The sequence below is a fragment of the Streptomyces sp. NPDC032198 genome (assembly GCF_040636975.1).
Lineage (GTDB): Bacteria > Actinomycetota > Actinomycetes > Streptomycetales > Streptomycetaceae > Streptomyces.
This window is the reverse complement of the sequence record NZ_JBEZVL010000002.1, coordinates 38,770-52,520: the sequence shown is the minus strand read 5'-3', so window position 1 is coordinate 52,520 and position 13,751 is coordinate 38,770. Positions and strand designations below refer to the sequence as shown.

Annotated in this window: 11 protein-coding genes and 4 tRNA genes; 7 read left to right on the top strand and 8 right to left on the bottom strand. The window is 69.4% G+C overall.

Going from position 1 to position 13,751, the window contains the following annotated elements; all coding sequences use genetic code 11:
• Positions 1–25: 25 nt before the first annotated feature.
• Entirely contained in the window at positions 26–1,093 is a 1,068-nt protein-coding gene (purM, locus tag AB0E78_RS05315; protein WP_361828659.1) for a phosphoribosylformylglycinamidine cyclo-ligase, read from the top strand.
• A gap of 134 nt (positions 1,094–1,227) precedes the next feature.
• On the opposite strand, the gene AB0E78_RS05310 is transcribed toward purM, so the two are convergent.
• Both AB0E78_RS05310 and AB0E78_RS05305 read right to left on the bottom strand, forming a co-directional pair.
• Positions 1,228–1,485, bottom strand: coding sequence for a DUF3073 domain-containing protein (locus AB0E78_RS05310; RefSeq protein ID WP_361828657.1), 258 nt, complete (start codon positions 1,483–1,485; stop codon positions 1,228–1,230).
• Between the two features lie 290 nt (positions 1,486–1,775).
• Complete coding sequence (locus AB0E78_RS05305; RefSeq protein ID WP_361828655.1) at positions 1,776–2,858, bottom strand: Glu/Leu/Phe/Val dehydrogenase dimerization domain-containing protein; 1,083 nt, start codon at positions 2,856–2,858, stop codon at positions 1,776–1,778.
• A gap of 209 nt (positions 2,859–3,067) precedes the next feature.
• Between AB0E78_RS05305 and AB0E78_RS05300 the strand changes: the two genes are divergently transcribed.
• Together AB0E78_RS05300 and bldC are read left to right on the top strand one after the other, a co-directional pair.
• The gene (locus tag AB0E78_RS05300) at positions 3,068–3,964 is read left to right on the top strand and encodes a hypothetical protein (RefSeq protein ID WP_361828653.1); all 897 of its coding nucleotides are present in this window, start codon (positions 3,068–3,070) and stop codon (positions 3,962–3,964) included.
• A gap of 534 nt (positions 3,965–4,498) precedes the next feature.
• Positions 4,499–4,705 (top strand): developmental transcriptional regulator BldC, encoded by a 207-nt coding sequence (gene bldC, locus AB0E78_RS05295; RefSeq protein WP_003949541.1) that lies wholly within the window; start codon positions 4,499–4,501, stop codon positions 4,703–4,705.
• 539 nt (positions 4,706–5,244) lie between these two features.
• Here bldC and AB0E78_RS05290 read toward each other — a convergent pair.
• From AB0E78_RS05290 to hrpA, 3 genes are all read right to left on the bottom strand, one after another.
• Positions 5,245–5,466, bottom strand: coding sequence for a DUF6274 family protein (locus AB0E78_RS05290; RefSeq protein WP_361828652.1), 222 nt, complete (start codon positions 5,464–5,466; stop codon positions 5,245–5,247).
• A gap of 433 nt (positions 5,467–5,899) precedes the next feature.
• Positions 5,900–5,974, bottom strand: a tRNA-Asp gene (locus AB0E78_RS05285).
• Between the two features lie 95 nt (positions 5,975–6,069).
• A complete protein-coding gene (gene hrpA / locus AB0E78_RS05280; protein ID WP_361828651.1) occupies positions 6,070–10,056 on the bottom strand; it encodes an ATP-dependent RNA helicase HrpA in 3,987 nt (1,328 codons plus the stop codon).
• An 83-nt stretch (positions 10,057–10,139) separates the two neighbouring features.
• Between hrpA and AB0E78_RS05275 the strand changes: the two genes are divergently transcribed.
• The 4 genes from AB0E78_RS05275 to AB0E78_RS05260 all read left to right on the top strand — a co-directional run bounded on the left by AB0E78_RS05275 (position 10,140) and on the right by AB0E78_RS05260 (position 13,396).
• A complete protein-coding gene (locus AB0E78_RS05275; protein WP_361828649.1) occupies positions 10,140–10,514 on the top strand; it encodes a hypothetical protein in 375 nt (124 codons plus the stop codon).
• 56 nt (positions 10,515–10,570) lie between these two features.
• Complete coding sequence (locus AB0E78_RS05270; protein WP_361828647.1) at positions 10,571–11,341, top strand: DsbA family protein; 771 nt, start codon at positions 10,571–10,573, stop codon at positions 11,339–11,341.
• Complete coding sequence (locus AB0E78_RS05265; RefSeq protein WP_361828646.1) at positions 11,338–12,186, top strand: cytochrome c biogenesis CcdA family protein; 849 nt, start codon at positions 11,338–11,340, stop codon at positions 12,184–12,186. The genes AB0E78_RS05270 and AB0E78_RS05265 overlap by 4 nt, the downstream gene beginning before the upstream one ends.
• Positions 12,187–12,253: 67 nt before the next feature.
• Positions 12,254–13,396: an ABC transporter permease gene (locus AB0E78_RS05260; protein ID WP_361828644.1), complete on the top strand. Its 1,143-nt coding sequence runs from the start codon at positions 12,254–12,256 to the stop codon at positions 13,394–13,396.
• A 68-nt stretch (positions 13,397–13,464) separates the two neighbouring features.
• Here the strand turns inward: AB0E78_RS05260 and AB0E78_RS05255 are convergent.
• The 3 genes from AB0E78_RS05255 to AB0E78_RS05245 all read right to left on the bottom strand — a co-directional run bounded on the left by AB0E78_RS05255 (position 13,465) and on the right by AB0E78_RS05245 (position 13,749).
• Positions 13,465–13,538: transfer RNA gene (locus tag AB0E78_RS05255), tRNA-Phe, on the bottom strand.
• Between the two features lie 24 nt (positions 13,539–13,562).
• Positions 13,563–13,637, bottom strand: a tRNA-Asp gene (locus tag AB0E78_RS05250).
• Positions 13,638–13,676: 39 nt separating this feature from the next.
• Positions 13,677–13,749, bottom strand: a tRNA-Glu gene (locus AB0E78_RS05245).
• Between the last annotated feature and the right edge of the window lie 2 nt (positions 13,750–13,751).

Here is a 13,751-nt window from a genome sequence, read left to right as displayed (position 1 = left end):
AACGACACGAAAGCTCTCAATCACCATGTCTGAGACCACCGGTGCCAGCTACGCCTCCGCGGGCGTCGACATTGAAGCGGGCGACCGCGCCGTCGAGCTGATGAAGGAGTGGGTGAAGAAGACGAAGCGTCCCGAGGTCCTCGGCGGCATCGGCGGCTTCGCCGGACTCTTCGACGCCTCCGCCCTCAAGCGCTTCGAGCGCCCCCTGCTCGCCTCCGCCACCGACGGCGTCGGCACGAAGGTCGACGTGGCCCGCCAGCTCGGCGTGTACGACACCATCGGGCACGACCTGGTCGCGATGGTCATGGACGACATCGTGGTGTGCGGCGCCGAGCCGCTCTTCATGACCGACTACATCTGTGTCGGCAAGGTCCACCCCGAGCGTGTCGCGGCCATCGTGAAGGGCATCGCCGAGGGCTGCGTCCTCGCCGGCTGCGCCCTCATCGGCGGCGAGACCGCCGAGCACCCGGGTCTCCTCGGCCCCGATGACTTCGACGTCGCGGGCGCCGGCACGGGCGCGGTCGAGGCCGACCGCGTGCTCGGCCCGGATCGCATCCGTAAGGGTGACGCGGTGATCGCCATGGCGGCCTCCGGCCTTCACTCGAACGGGTACTCGCTCGTCCGGCACGTGGTCTTCGACCGCGCGGGCTGGTCCCTGGACCGCCAGGTCGAGGAGTTCGGCCGCACGCTCGGCGAGGAGCTCCTGGAGCCCACCAAGATCTACTCCCTGGACTGCCTGGCGCTCACCCGCACCACGGACGTCCACGCCTTCAGCCACATCACGGGCGGCGGTCTCGCGGCGAACCTGGGCCGGGTCATCCCGGACGGTCTGCACGCGATCGTCGACCGTGAGACGTGGACGCCCGGCGCGGTCTTCGACGTGGTCGGCAAGGCCGGTCAGGTCGAGCGCCTGGAGCTGGAGAAGACGCTGAACATGGGCGTCGGCATGATGGCGATCGTCCCCGAGGAGTCCGCCGACGCGGCCCTGGCGACCCTCGCGGACCGCGGTGTGGACGCCTGGATCGCCGGTGAGATCACCGAGCGCGGCGACCACGCGACGGGCGCAGAGCTCATCGGTGACTACGCGAAGTAGGCCCGTGCGGCGGCCTGCGGGGCAGTCCTCAGGGCAGCACAAAACCCGGTCCGGTGTGGTGACCACCCCGGACCGGGTGAGGTGCAGTTGCTACGAGAACTGCGAATACTGCAGGTGCTGCGAATGCAACGAGGTCAAGCGCCGCGGCGCTGCGACGAAGGCCCGGACTCGTCGGCGGAGTCCTCGTCATCGTCGTCGTTGTACACGTCCGCGTACTGGGCGTACGGGTCGTCTTCCTCGTCGTCGTCCTCGAACGGCTCGCCATTCGGCGGCTGTTGCGAAGTCGAAGCGCCCAGCTCATTGGCCAGACGCGAGAGGTCAGTCCCGCCGCTGCTGTACTTCAGCTGGCGGGCGACCTTCGTCTGCTTGGCCTTTGCCCGGCCGCGCCCCATGGCTCGACCCCCTCGGATATGGGGCTTGGTGACCCCAGAGTCTTGACACGCGTTCATGATCAGGAACGGGCTCTCCGTGGAGAGGCCGGTCCGTAGGGCTTCCACGGTACCTGCTCCTGCGGCCATACGGTACGTCGCCCGCAGGACGCGCCTAAGCGCAGAACCGGCGAGGAGCCCCGTCCTCGCTGGTCAACTGCGATTTTAACCTCTTCTTGCCGGGCGACCCGCCGACGGGGGTGAGTCTTGTCTCTCGCGCACGTCGGCGGGGCCCCTTCGCGGCACCTGCGGGGTCAGCGGAGGCGGGCCTCCGCCATCCGCTGCTCGGCGATCCTGTCGGCCGCCGCGGCCGGCGGAATGCCGTCTTCCTTCGCACGAGCGAATATGGCAAGAGTGGTGTCGAAGATCTTCGACGCCTTCGCCTTGCACCGGTCGAAGTCGAAGCCGTGCAGCTCGTCGGCGACCTGGATCACGCCGCCGGCGTTCACCACGTAGTCGGGCGCGTAGAGGATCCCGCGGTCGGCGAGGTCCTTCTCCACACCGGGGTGCTCGAGCTGGTTGTTGGCGGCGCCGCAGACCACCTTGGCGGTGAGCACCGGCACGGACTGGTCGTTCAGGGCGCCGCCCAGCGCGCAGGGGGCGTACACGTCGAGGCCCTCGACCCGGATCAGCGCCTCGGTGTCGGCGACGGCCGTCACGGAGGGGTGCTTGTGGGTGACCCGGGTGACGGACTCCTCGCGGACATCGGTGATCACGACCTCGGCGCCGTCCTCCAGGAGGTGCTCGACGAGGTGGTGACCGACCTTGCCGACGCCCGCGACGCCGACCTTGCGGCCGCGCAGCGACGGGTCGCCCCACAGGTGCTGGGCGCTGGCCCGCATGCCCTGGAAGACACCGAACGCGGTGAGCACGGAGGAGTCGCCCGCGCCGCCGTTCTCGGGGGAGCGGCCGGTCGTCCAGCGGCACTCACGTGCGACGACGTCCATGTCGGCGACGTACGTACCGACGTCGCACGCCGTCACGTAGCGGCCGCCGAGCGAGGCGACGAAGCGGCCGTAGGCGAGGAGCAGCTCCTCGCTCTTGATCTGCTCCGGGTCGCCGATGATCACGGCCTTGCCGCCGCCGTGGTCGAGACCGGCCATGGCGTTCTTGTACGACATCCCGCGCGCGAGGTTCAGCGCGTCCGCGACGGCGGCTTCCTCGCTCGCGTACGGATAGAAGCGGGTGCCGCCGAGGGCCGGGCCCAGGGCGGTGGAGTGGATGGCGATGACGGCCTTGAGGCCGCTGGCACGGTCCTGGCAGAGCACTACTTGCTCATGGCCCCCCTGGTCCGAGTGGAACAGGGTGTGCAGGACGCCGTTGTCTGCTTCGGTCACTGTGGTGACTCCCGGTCAAGTGGCGGCGGTTGGGCGGGCGCCCGTGCGGGTGGCGGGGCCCGATGGGCATGAGACTAGAGCCTGGAAGAACCCGGTGGCCGCGCAGTGCCGAGGATCACCCTCTCCCGGCGCAGCGACCGGTACGGCGGAGTTCGGCCATGGCACGATTTGCAGTGTTTTCCAGCCGGTACGCGGGGGAGGGAGCAGCCGTGCCCAAGGTGTCTTCGTTGGTCGTCCCGTACGCGTCCTACTTGCGCGTCTATGAGCCCCTCGCCGCTTTCCCGGAGCCCGAGCGCGGCCACTGGGCCCGCTACGCGCGACGTACCGACCGCCCCTCGTACCAGGACGAACTCCGCCGCTCCCTGGCCGACTTGCTGCCCACCCCGCCGGTGCCCGTGCCGGTGCACGAGAGCAGCGACGCGTTCGTGGTGGAGGCCGACGGAGTGGTGTGCGTCTGCCCCTGGCGCACCCGGCTGCGCGGCTGGCAGGCCCTGGGGGAGCTGGCGGGGCAGTTGCCGATGCCGGTCCTCGACGCGGTCCTGCCGCCGGTGGTGCGCCGCCAGACGGCCGCGGACTACGAACAGTGGCTCGCCCGGAACCCTGACGCGCGCCCCTGGATCCGTACGTCGACGTGGCAGGTGCCGCTGAACTGGTTCGTGCTCGTCGCGGACGAGGAGCGGCAGTTCGAGAAGGGCTACGAGAAGAGGGGCGACGAGGGCGCTGCGGGGTCCGACGGCGCCGAGGGCGAGGCGGTGGCCTGCGCGCCCGTCCTCCGCTACCGCACGCCGATGGTGCAGGCCCGGCGCAGGGTGGCCCGCGGGCTCAGGACGCTGCGGGACACCCTCGACGACGGACCGCTCGTCGAGGGACTCACGGACGTGGGCCGGTGGCTGGAGGAGTTCCATCCGCGCTCCCTGGTCGAGCTCGACTACGGCGGGCTCGTGCACGCCCTGTCCGAGGAGCAGCTCGCCGACGACCACTCGGCGGCGGACGTGGCGGAGGGAATCGAGGCGCTGCGCAACGGCGACGGCGAGGGGGCCGGCGAGGCGTATGCGAGGCTCATGGAGCGATGGAGGGCGGTCCGGGACCGCCAGTTCTCGAACTGAACGTCGGCCGGTTCTCGAACTGAACGTCAGCGGTTTCTCGAACTGAACGTCAGCCAGGCGTGCGTGGGTCGTCCCTACGTGTCGCCTACACGGGACGTAGGTCCCGATCCGGGCTTTTGTATCAAGCGTGACGGACCGCACTTACTGGGCTCTTGCGCCCATCACCCCCCCTCGTGCCAAAATAGGACAAGGAGTCCGGGGAGGGCTCCTTCCGTTCATGTACGGGCGGAATGCTCAGCATTGCACGCTATGGGGGGTCTGTTGACTCCTGATCGCTCTGTGACTGATCGTCACTGTGGCGTGACTGTCCGCTATGGCATGGTCCATCGGCTTCCGTCGCTGATAGACACCTGGGAGGGCAATTCCATCGGTTTGGCCGACGTGGCTGGACGGATGGTGTAGTTGTAGTGCCGAGGACAAGCCGTTCGTCCTATAACCGACTCGACCCGCGTCCGCCATTTCGGGCAACGCGGGTCAAGGTGCAGAATTTAGAGGAATGAACCGAGAAGGTTCGGTTCTCCGAGGAGGCCGCTCATGACCGCTCGCACCCCTGATGCCGAGCCGCTGCTGACCCCGGCTGAGGTTGCCACGATGTTCCGCGTCGACCCTAAGACGGTGACGCGCTGGGCCAAGGCTGGCAAGCTCACGTCGATTCGCACGCTCGGCGGGCATCGCCGTTACCGCGAGGCCGAGGTCCGCGCACTGCTCGCGGGTATCCCGCAGCAGCGCAGCGAGGCCTGATTTACCGCATAACCGCAGTACCCGGACGAAAAGTACGTCCGCTGTCGGGTCCCCCAACCCGGCCGCACCGTCCGACCAATAGCTACACGCGACGCGGGTCCCGCCCCAACGGGTCCCACGCCTGAGCCTCATGGGTGAGTCGTTTCGATCGCGCTGGACTCCGCCGGGTCCAGCGCGATCTTTTTTGTGCACCCAGGAGGCCCTGGTGAGCGCCGCTGTGAGCGGGCTTGTTGGTCTCTGAGGAGTGCTGGGGCCGTCCTGTGGGGAGGCTGTGGTGGCGCCCTTCCGCCGGCCTTGTGGCACCCGGGCGGACGCTCGGTGGACCTCGTGCCGGGTGGTGCAATTGCACATATTAAATTGACCGGTTGTAGGGCGGGTGTAAGTTCCGGGTTTTTCAAAACGACTTCGGTGACACCCGTCACATGCCGTGAACCTTGTTGCCGGCGACACCTCTGGGCTAGAGGAGATCCCGGAGGGTGCAGGGGAGTTGCTTCCCTCTCACCCTCCCACCGCCGGGGCAGGCCGCGGGGCGGCTTTGGTCACGCGTTCGGGGGACTTTCGTCCTCGCTCGGCTCGCAGCCGCCCTCACAGCCGCCCTGAGCGCCCGGAGAGGCGGCGGAGGAGGTCTCAAGGGCGAGCCGCTCCAGCCGGTGGCAGATCGGGCAGTGCCGGGTCAGATGGCGATAGCTCGTCGCCGCGGAAAGGTGGGCGCGCAGGAGAGCGCGAGTCTCGTGCCGTGCGGACGCCGCTGAAGCCGTCATACGCCACCTCCAGATGAGGAACCGGTCCCGCCCCGCTCCCTGATGTCTAGGTACCGGCGGAATGTGACGCAGTCAAGACGCGAGCACACGAACGGGCCGCGCCCCGGGGGATGCGGCCCGTGCCGGCGTACGCGAAGGGGCCCGAATCCATGACGGACGCGGGACGCGAAGAAGGGCCGCAATCGGCGAGCGGGTGTGGCCCTTCTTGGTCGGCGGTCCTGGCGGGATTTGCTGTGTCTGATTGCGGCTGCGCCGCGGGCGCGGCCTCCACCTCGACAGGGTGGCGAGCGGGCGCGTGGGGGCGGGACGCGAAGAAGGGCCGCAACCGGTGAGTGGGTGCGGCCTCCACCTCGACAGGGTGGCGAGCGGGCGCGTGGGGCGGGACGCGAAGCAGGGCCGCAACCGGCGAGCGGTTGCGGCCCTGCTTTTACTGCGGTCCTGACGGGATTTGAACCCGCGGCCTCCACCTTGACAGGGTGGCGAGCACTCCAAACTGCTCCACAGGACCTTGCTTTGCGGCGCTGATTGCTGCGTTGCGCTGCGAGACGAAACTGTACAGCAGGCCTGGCCCGGCGGTCGAACTCGCTCTGCGTTAAGGGTCCGTTACGGCGCGGCCGCGTCGATCGCCTTCACGATCCGCTTGTCCGAGACGGGGTACGCCGTGCCCAGCGCGTGCGCGAAGTAGCTGACCCGCAGCTCCTCCAGCATCCAGCGGATGTCCAGGACCTCCCGCGGCACGGGCCGCCCCTGCGGGAGCTGCTCCAGGAGCCAGGCGTACTCGTCCCGCATCTCGTGGACCTTCTCCATGCGCGAGGTGTCCCGCTGGACGTTCGTCGGCATCTGCTGGAGGCGCCGGTCGGCAGCCGTCATATAGCGCATCAGGTCCGGGAGGCGGCGGATGCCGGTGGCCGTGACGAAGCCCGGGCCGATGAGGGCGTCCAACTGCGCCCGGACGTCCGCGAGGTTGGCCAGGAGCGTCGGGCTCTTCGTCGACTTCAGGCGGCGCTCACAGGCCTGCCAGGCGGCGAGGACCTGCTGGACCTGGCCGACCGTGCGGACCGTCGTGTCGACGATCTCCGCGCGCACCTTCTCGTACAGCTTGCGGTACGACTCCTCGTCCCAGGCGGGACCGCCGAAGTCGCCGATCAGCTTGTCCGCAGCCGCCATCGCGCAGTCCGCGAAGAGCGCCTGGATGGAGCCGTGCGGGTTCGCGGACAGGGCGATCTTCTGGGCGTTGGTCAGCTTGTCCGAGGCGAACTTGGCCGGATTCACCGGGATGTTGCGCAGGATCAGGCGGCGCGTTCCCTTCCACATCGCCTGCTGCTGCTCGGCCTCGGTGTCGAAGAGGCGTACGGAGACGGTGTTCGCCGCGGAACCGTCGTCCACGAGCGCCGGGTACGCCTTCACCGGCTGGCCCGCCCGCCGCGTCTCGAAGACGCGGCTGAGGGAGCCGATGGACCAGTCCGTGAGGCCGGAGCGCTCGACCGCCGAGCCGCCCGCCTTCTCCGCCGTCGCGGCCGCCGCCTGGGAGAGCGCCTTGCGGGCCTTCGGGCGGAGCTGGAGCTTCAGCGCCTCCAGGTCCTTGTCCTCGGCGAGGTTCTTGCGCCGCTCGTCGATGATCCGGAAGGTGATCTTCAGGTGGTCCGGTACGCGCGTGAGGTCGAAGTCGTCCGGTGTGACGGGCACGCCGACCATCCGCTGGAGCTCGCGCGCGAGCGTCACGTGCAGCGGCTCCTGGAGGGGCACGGCCCGCTCCAGGAACGCCTTCGCGTAGTTCGGGGCGGGGACGTAGTGCCGACGGATCGGCTTGGGCAGGGAGCGGATCAGCTCGATCACGACCTCCTCGCGCAGGCCCGGGATCTGCCAGTCGAAGCCGTCCGCGGTGACCTGGTTCAGGACCTGGAGCGGGATGTGGACGGTGACGCCGTCCGCGTCCGCGCCCGGCTCGAACTGGTACGTCACCTTGAACTTGAGCGGCCCCTGCCGCCACGAGTCGGGGTAGTCGTCCTTGGAGACGTCACCGGCACGCTCGTTGATCAGCATCGAGCGCTCGAAGTCGAGCAGCTCCGGCTCCTCGCGCTGCTTCTTCTTCCACCAGGAGTCGAAGTGCGCGCCGGACACGACGTCCTCGGGCACCCGCTGGTCGTAGAAGTCGAAGAGCGTCTCGTCATCGACGAGGATGTCGCGGCGCCTGGCCCGGTGCTCCAGTTCCTCCACCTCGGTCAGGAGGCGGCGGTTGGCGGCGAAGAACTTGTGGTGCGTGCGCCAGTCGCCCTCGACGAGCGCGTTGCGGATGAACAGGTCGCGGGAGACCTCGGGGTCGATGCGGCCGTAGTTCACCTTGCGGTCGGTGACGAGCGGGATGCCGTAAAGCGTGACCTTCTCGACCGCCATCACCGCCGCCTGGTCCTTCTCCCAGTGCGGCTCGCTGTACGTGCGCTTCAGGAGGTGCTGGGCGAGCGGCTCGACCCACTCCGGCTCGATGCGCGCGTTGACCCGGGCCCACAGGCGGGAGGTCTCGACGAGCTCGGCCGACATGATGAAGCGCGGGGGCTTCTTGAAGAGCGCGGAGCCCGGGAAGACCGCGAACTTGGCGTTGCGCGCACCCAGGTACTCGCCCCGCCCGCCGCGCTGCTTGGGGTCGCTGTCCTTGGACTCCTTCACGTCCTTCATCCCGATGTGGGAGAGGAGCCCGGCGAGCAGGGAGATGTGCACCTGCTGCTCGGGGGCGTCGTCCTCGTTGAGATGGATGCCCATCTGCTTGGCGACCGTACGCAGCTGCGTGTAGATGTCCTGCCACTCGCGGATCCGCAGGAAGTTCAGGTACTCCGACTTGCACATCCGGCGGAACGACGACGAGCCGCGCTCCTTCTGCTGCTCGCGGATGTACCGCCACAGGTTGAGGAAGGCCAGGAAGTCGGAGGTCTCGTCCTTGAAGCGCGCATGCTGCTGGTCGGCCTGCGTCTGCTTCTCGGCGGGGCGCTCGCGCGGGTCCTGGATGGAGAGCGCGGCGGCGATCACCATGACCTCGCGTACGCAGCCGTTCTTGTCGGCCTCCAGGACCATGCGGGCCAGGCGCGGGTCGACCGGCAGCTGGGCCAGCTTGCGGCCTTCCTGGGTGAGGCGCTTCTTCGGGTCCTTCTGCGTGGGGTCGAGCGCGCCGAGCTCCTGGAGGAGCTGTACGCCGTCGCGGATGTTGCGGTGGTCCGGCGGGTCGATGAAGGGGAACTTCTCGATGTCGCCGAGACCGGCCGCCGTCATCTGCAGGATGACGCTCGCCAGGTTCGTACGGAGGATCTCCGGGTCGGTGAACTCGTCGCGGGCGACGAAGTCCTCCTCCGAGTACAGGCGGACGCAGATGCCGTCCGACGTACGGCCGCAGCGGCCCTTGCGCTGGTTGGCGCTGGCCTGGCTGATCGCCTCGATGGGCAGCCGCTGCACCTTCGTACGGTGGCTGTAGCGGGAGATGCGGGCCGTGCCCGGGTCGATGACGTACTTGATGCCCGGGACGGTCAGGGAGGTCTCCGCGACGTTCGTCGCGAGCACGATGCGTCTTGCTGTTCCCGCATCGGGCCGCTGGAATACGCGGTGCTGCTCGGCGTGCGAGAGCCGGGCGTAGAGCGGGAGGACCTCGGTGAAGCGGTAGTTCTTCTTGTTCAGCGCGTCCGCCGTGTCGCGGATCTCGCGCTCTCCGGAGAGGAAGACGAGGATGTCGCCCTTGCCCTCGCCCTGGAGCTCCTCGACGGCGTCCGTGATCGCGGTGATCTGGTCGCGGTCGCTGTCCTCGGAGTCCTCTTCGAGGAGCGGGCGGTAGCGGACCTCCACGGGATACGTACGGCCGCTGACCTCGACGATCGGGGCCTCCCCGAAGTGCCGGGAGAACCGCTGCGGGTCGATGGTCGCCGAGGTGATGACGACCTTCAGGTCCGGGCGCTTGGGCAGCAGCTGGGCGAGATAGCCGAGCAGGAAGTCGATGTTCAGGGACCGCTCGTGGGCCTCGTCGATGATGATCGTGTCGTACGCGCGCAGCTCGCGGTCCGTCTGGATCTCGGCCAGCAGGATGCCGTCCGTCATCAGCTTCACGTACGTGTCGGCGCCGACCTGGTCGGTGAAGCGGACCTTCCAGCCGACGGCCTCGCCGAGCGGGGTGTTCAGCTCGTCGGCCACGCGCTCGGCGACCGTGCGGGCCGCGAGACGCCGGGGCTGGGTGTGCCCGATCATGCCCCGGACGCCGCGCCCGAGCTCCATGCAGATCTTGGGGATCTGCGTCGTCTTGCCGGAGCCCGTCTCGCCCGCGACGATCACGACCTGGTGGTCGCGGATCGCCTCGGCGATGTCGTCCTTCTTCTGGCTGACCGGGAGCTGTTCGGGATACGTGATCTTGGGCAGACGGCTGCCCCGCTCGGCCATCCGCGCCGCGGCCTTGTCGACGTCCGCCTCGATTTCGGCGAGGACGGCGGCTCGGGCCTCGGGCTTGCGGATCCGGCGCGCACCCTCCAGCCGGCGTCCGATCCGGTGCTCGTCGCGCAGCGACAGCTCGGACAGACGCGGGGCGAGGGTGTCGAGGGTGAGGGCAGGCTGCGTAGACATACGGCGTCCAGGATCTCACCCGCCGCTCGGAGGTGGCGAACCGATTTATCCGGCGGGGCGCCCGGGCACGTACGATTCCGGGCATGTTGTCCCGTGCGCGTGCGTCGTGGTGCCCCTTGCTGGGGGTACTGCTCGTGGTGCTCGGGGCGTTCTGCGGGCCTGCGGTGGCCCTGGAGCCCGTGGCGAAGCCCGTGGTGCGCGCCGAGGTGTCCGTGCAGGCCGAGGAGGCCGCCGGGGTGCCGGGCTGCGGCAAGGGCGGGCAGCAGGACGCCGGCCAGGCCCCGGCCGCGCCGCCGCGTTCCACTTCCTCGTACGAGCTGCTTCCCGCCCTGCATCAGGCGCATGCCGCGTCCGGTGCGTGGGGCGTCGGCCAGACCGTGCCGTCCCTGACGCCGGAGCGCGGGCCGCCGCCGCTCACGCCGCCCTCTCCGGTCGATCTCTCGGTCCTGCGCGTGTAGGAGGCCCCTTTCTCCGGGGCCCCACAACGACGTACAGGAACAGAGAGAACTCCCTGATGCCCAAGAACAACAACAAAAAGAAGAACATCGCCATCGGGGCCGGAGTGGCCGTCGCCGCGCTGCTGCTCGGCGCCGCCTCCTACTCCGCCACCAGGCCCGACGAGCCCTCCTCGGTCACCGCGAAGGAGGGGTCCCCCGACTCCCCCGCCGATGTATCCGCCGACCCGCGGGCCGGGGTCTACCCGGAGCTGGCCGAGCTCGCCCGGCGCGACGCCAAGGACCCGCTTGCCCAGGGGCGCAAGGACGCTCCGGTCGTGCTCATCGAGTACGCCGACTTCAAGTGCGGCTACTGCGGCAAGTTCGCCCGCGACACCGAGCCCGGCCTCGTGAAGAAGTACGTCGACGAAGGCACCCTGCGCATCGAGTGGCGCAACTTCCCGATCTTCGGCGCGGACTCCGAGTCGGCCGCGCGCGGGGCGTGGGCCGCCGGGCAGCAGGGGAAGTTCTGGCAGTTCCATGAGGCCGCGTACGCCGATGGCTCCAAGGAGAAGGGGTTCGGGGGCGACCGTCTCAAGGAGCTCGCGAAGCAGGCCGGGGTCAAGGACATCGGCCGCTTCTCCGACGACGCGAGCGGCGCAGCGGCCAAGGCGGCGGTGAAGAAGGACCAGGAGGAGGCGTACGGCCTGGGGGCCACGTCCACTCCGTCCTTCCTGGTCAACGGGCGGCCCATCTCCGGGGCGCAGCCGGACGAGGTCTTCGACCAGGCGATCGAGCAGGCGGCCGCGGCTGAGGGCAAGGGTTCCTCGGGCAAGGACGGCGACAAGTGACCGCCGATGTCGGGTACTTCGCGGCGCTTCTCGGCGGTCTCCTCGCCCTGATCAGCCCATGCAGCGCGCTGCTCCTGCCCGCCTTCTTCGCGTACTCGATCGACTCGACCTCGCGGCTGCTCGCCCGGACCGGCATCTTCTACGCCGGTCTCGCGACGACGCTGGTGCCGCTGGGCGCGGCGGGCTCGGTCGCCGGACGGTTCTTCTTCGGCCACCGGGACCAGTTGGTGCTCGTCGCGGGGTGGCTGATCATCGCGCTTGGCGTGCTCCAGGTCGTGGGCATGGGGTTCGCCTCGCGGAAGATGGCCGAGCTCTCGGGCCGCATCCGGCCGACGACGGCGGTCTCCGTGTACGCGCTCGGTGCGGTGTACGGACTCGCCGGTTTCTGCGCGGGGCCGATCCTCGGGAGTGTGCTGACCGTGGCGGCGGTGAGCGGAAGCCCGGTCTACGGAGGGCTGCTGCTCGCGGTCTACGCCCTGGGGATGGCGGTGCCGCTGTTCGTGCTGGCGCTGCTCTGGGAGCGGTTCGATCTGGGTCGGCGGCGGTGGCTGCGGGGGCGTTCCTTCCGGATCGGCCGCTGCGAACTGCACACGACCTCGCTCCTGTCGGGCCTCTTCTTCGTGGCCCTGGGCGCGCTGTTCCTCGCGTACGACGGGACCACCGCGCTGCCGGGTCTGCTCGACGTGGACGACTCGTTCGCCGTGGAGCGGTGGGCCGGGGACGTGGGCCGTGCGGTGCCGGACTCTGTGCTGCTCATCGTCGTCGTGGCGCTGGTGGGGGCGGGGTTCGCGGTGCGGGGGTGGCGGGAGCGGGGGCGGGCGCGGGGGCCGGTCGAGGCGGAGTGAGGGCGGGGCGTGGGCCGGGTGCGGGCCGGGTGAGGTAAGTCCGCTTTGGGTGGTTTAGCGTATTCGTATGTCTGACCACCCTGAGCATGATCATCTTGAGCGGGAGCCTGAGCGGGAGCCTGACCGCCCCGAGCATCTGGACCTTCCGCACGGCGCCCATGGGAGGACTCCTACGCGGGCCGAGCGGTGGTCGGCGTTCAAGGAGTCGCCGTTCCTGCCCGCGATCGTGCTGGTGTTCATCCTGGCGGCCGCCGCGGGGCTCTTCGCGGGTTCGTACACGTACTCCATGGCGAACCCGACCCCGCACCGCATCCCCACGGCGGTGGTCGGCGCCCAGGAGGCCACCCGGGGCAAGGCGTTCCTGGACGGCATGGAGAAGGCGCTGAACGCCTCCCTTGAAGTCCACCGGTACGACGACGTCGCCGCCGCGCGGGACGCGGTGGAGGAACAGAAGGTCTTCGCGATCCTCGCGGCGGCTCCGGGGGGCGGCGGCAAGGTGACGTTCGACGTCTCGGGTGCGTCCGGGGCGTCGGTCGCCCAGGTGCTCGCGGAGACGGCGCCGAAGGTGGGGGAGAAGGTGGGGGTGCCGGTGACCGTGAAGGACATCAAGCCCCTCCAGGAGGGCGACCCCCGGGGGCTCGCGATCTTCTACATCTCGCTGGCCGCGGTGATCATCGGCTTCGTCGGGGCGATCCAGCTGAGCGTGCACGCCCGGGGGCTCAACCCGGCCGAGCGGATCGCGTTCACGATTCTCTACGCGCTGCTCGGCGGTTTCGTGATCGCGGCGGTGGTGGACTGGTGGCTCGGGGCGGTGGATCTGCCGTTCGTCGAGTCGTGGCTGATCCTGGCGCTGACGATGTTCGCGTCGGGGATGGTCTTCACGATGTTCAACACGATGTTCGGGCGCTGGGCGATGCTGCCGACGTGGGGCCTGATGGTGCTGCTGGGCAACCCGTCGTCGGGCGGCGCGGTCTCCTGGCCGCTGCTCCCCTCGGCGCTGGGCCACATCGGGCGGTGGCTGCCGCCGGGGGCTTCGGTGAACGCGCAGCACACCGCGGTGTACTTCGGCGCCCATCAGCACGCGTTCCCGTTCCTGGTGCTCGCGGGGTGGGCGGTGCTGGCATCGGCAGTGTTCTGGCTCTGGCGCCACCGGCACCCGGGGGGCCGGGAGAAAACACCGGCTCATGCGGGGGTTCCGGCTGCGGGGTAGCGGTACGGGGTGGCTCCGCCTCGGGGAACGGCGAAGGCCCCGTCCACTGGACGGGGCCTTCGAAGAGGTGGCTGGGGCCGGGATCGAACCGGCGACCTATCGCTTTTCAGGCGATCGCTCGTACCAACTGAGCTACCCAGCCACGCGATCCGCGTGGAATCGCAAGCGGTCCTGACGGGATTTGAACCCGCGGCCTCCACCTTGACAGGGTGGCGAGCACTCCAAACTGCTCCACAGGACCAAGCTTTGTGCGAGCACTAGTCTCGCACAAGGTGTTGCGTGCCCCCAACGGGATTCGAACCCGTGCTACCGCCTTGAAAGGGCGGCGTCCTGGGCCACTAGACGATGAGGGCTA

Excerpts from the sequence above, each read along its gene's own strand:
- hrpA (WP_361828651.1), bottom strand. The coding sequence starts at position 10,056 with ATGTCTACGCAGCCTGCCCTCACCCTCGACACCCTCGCCCCGCGTCTG.
- purM (WP_361828659.1), top strand. The coding sequence starts at position 26 with ATGTCTGAGACCACCGGTGCCAGCTACGCCTCCGCGGGCGTCGACATT.
- AB0E78_RS05310 (WP_361828657.1), bottom strand. The coding sequence starts at position 1,485 with ATGGGGCGCGGCCGGGCAAAGGCCAAGCAGACGAAGGTCGCCCGCCAG.
- AB0E78_RS05275 (WP_361828649.1), top strand. The coding sequence starts at position 10,140 with ATGTTGTCCCGTGCGCGTGCGTCGTGGTGCCCCTTGCTGGGGGTACTG.
- AB0E78_RS05270 (WP_361828647.1), top strand. The coding sequence starts at position 10,571 with ATGCCCAAGAACAACAACAAAAAGAAGAACATCGCCATCGGGGCCGGA.
- bldC (WP_003949541.1), top strand. The coding sequence starts at position 4,499 with ATGACCGCTCGCACCCCTGATGCCGAGCCGCTGCTGACCCCGGCTGAG.
- AB0E78_RS05260 (WP_361828644.1), top strand. The coding sequence starts at position 12,254 with ATGTCTGACCACCCTGAGCATGATCATCTTGAGCGGGAGCCTGAGCGG.
- AB0E78_RS05290 (WP_361828652.1), bottom strand. The coding sequence starts at position 5,466 with ATGACGGCTTCAGCGGCGTCCGCACGGCACGAGACTCGCGCTCTCCTG.